5 protein-coding genes are annotated in these 1,873 nt (G+C 37.7%); all 5 read right to left on the reverse strand.

Translation table 11 applies throughout. The features are described 5' to 3' along the window. Positions 1–167: 167 nt before the first annotated feature. Positions 168–527 carry a hypothetical protein gene (locus ACFIJ0_RS06515; RefSeq protein WP_208433114.1) on the reverse strand — a complete coding sequence of 120 codons (360 nt, stop codon included), beginning with the start codon at positions 525–527 and terminating at the stop codon, positions 168–170. Positions 528–591: 64 nt separating this feature from the next. Continuing rightward, positions 592–717, reverse strand: coding sequence for a hypothetical protein (locus ACFIJ0_RS06520; protein ID WP_375644217.1), 126 nt, complete (start codon positions 715–717; stop codon positions 592–594). Beyond that, positions 705–1,109 carry a hypothetical protein gene (locus ACFIJ0_RS06525; RefSeq protein ID WP_026500686.1) on the reverse strand — a complete coding sequence of 135 codons (405 nt, stop codon included), beginning with the start codon at positions 1,107–1,109 and terminating at the stop codon, positions 705–707. Before ACFIJ0_RS06525 ends, ACFIJ0_RS06520 begins: the two co-directional genes overlap by 13 nt. Positions 1,110–1,285: 176 nt before the next feature. Next, positions 1,286–1,687 carry a hypothetical protein gene (locus ACFIJ0_RS06530; RefSeq protein WP_208434748.1) on the reverse strand — a complete coding sequence of 134 codons (402 nt, stop codon included), beginning with the start codon at positions 1,685–1,687 and terminating at the stop codon, positions 1,286–1,288. Positions 1,688–1,708: 21 nt separating this feature from the next. Beyond that, positions 1,709–1,852, reverse strand: coding sequence for a hypothetical protein (locus tag ACFIJ0_RS06535; protein ID WP_375644219.1), 144 nt, complete (start codon positions 1,850–1,852; stop codon positions 1,709–1,711). Positions 1,853–1,873: the final 21 nt, after the last annotated feature.

Raw genomic sequence — 1,873 nt, forward strand, 5'->3', positions numbered from 1 at the left:
ACAATCGGATCTTTTGAATGTCATCGAGCAAGCAAAACAGCAACGTTATAACGACGCGGCATAAAAAGAAAACCTTGTCACGTAAGGGACGGACAAGGCTTTCTCAAGCTTATCACCCTAGAGCTTTATTTGGTGTAAATTCAAGGCTTTCTCTGCTAAAGCAAGACCTAAGGTTTGCATTCAAGTTGTTCTGAATGCTTTTTACAATAAGGGCTATTTAAGCGTCTCTCAACACTTCGCTGAGGCATGACAGCACCAGGACGACATATGGGAAGGTTGTCTGATTTATGATTTTCACACCATTCTTGTATTGTAAAGCTAGGGCGAAAACCTGATTGCGCCATACACATTTCAATACTGGCAAATTGATTCAAATCTAGCGCCACAACCTTATTAAGGTCCGGTACTCCACATTCTAAAAGTATTTTATTTCTCCATAATGCTGGAGAAAGTGAGGGAATTGAATTAACACATCCAGTGATACTTAACAGAGCTATACAACTCAACAGTTTTAAGATTTTCTTCATTTTTCCCCTCTTTCAATGGATTTATTTACGATAAAACAGCTCATAAACCTGTTGATATTTTCTGTCACCGCTGCTTAAAACAACGGTGAACAATATTGAGATGACGGATTGAGGAAACAATCGCGCCATTCCAAGTGAAGGCAAGGATGGCAGATTGTTGATCATCACTAGCAGTGCTTAAGGTTGGCATTCTGGTTTATTTTTATATTTTTGGCAATAAGCGCTATTTAAACGCTTCTTGACACTTCGTTTTGGAATGACAGCACCTGGCACACAAATCGGAAGATCTTCGGCATTATAATTTCTACACCGATCTCTCCACTTCCCTCCTAATTTACTATGAAAACCTGCTTGGGTTAGACATGCATAAATAGATGTATTCGCATTTATACTTAACTCTCTATAATCCATCATATAATCATCATGAGGATTCAGCATTCCACATTCTAATAGTGCTTTTTTAATCTCAATCTTATCTTCTCCTAGCTTCTCTAATACATCCACAGCCTGGTAAGGACCTGGAAAACATCCAGCTATAATAAGCAAAGCCAATCCACTCAATAACTTTAAAGTTGCTTTCATTTTTTCTCTCCTTCAATGATTTTTTATGATAAGATTGCTTATAAGCTTGTCGATGTTTTATATTCCTCTGTCCATATCAATTTGAAACATGTTGAGTGCCGATACAATTGGCCCACACACTTATGCAAAAGATAAAAAAACTAAAGATTACTCTTAATCATACCATCATCAAAAAACTACGGTAGACATTCAGGCTTGTTTCTATTTCTTTTACAATGGGGGCTGTTCAGGCGTTTCTTAACACTTCTTTGAGGAATGACAGCACCTGAATGACAAATCGGAAAACGAGCATCAAAAAACTCACACGAACTCAAATATCCGGATTTATATCTAAAACCTGCTTGAACCATGCAAGCTTCAATTAATGCGTTCGCATTTCCGTCTAACTTTCTGTTGTATTCATCACGATTATAAGGTGTTGGCATGCCACATTCTAACAGCGCTTTCCCTATATCAATTGTATTTGCACCAGGCTTATCCCATAATTCCCAAGCTGATAAGGGAACCTCAGCTTTATACTCACATCCAGCTATACTTAACAGAGCCATGCAACTCAATATTTTTAAGATTTTCTTCATTTTTCCCCTCTTTCAATGGATTTATTTACGATAAAACAGTTCATAAGCCTGTTGATATTTTCTGTCACCGCTGCTTAAAACAACGGTGAACAATATTGAAATGGTTGGTTGAGGAAACAATCCCGCCATTTCAAGCCAAGGCAAAGATGGCGGTTTGTTGATCATCACAAACAGCAAAACTTAAGG

Origin of the sequence: Bartonella sp. OC68QHHN (assembly GCF_042193875.1) — a bacterium.
In the GTDB taxonomy this organism is placed as follows: Bacteria; Pseudomonadota; Alphaproteobacteria; order Rhizobiales; family Rhizobiaceae; genus Bartonella; species Bartonella grahamii_A.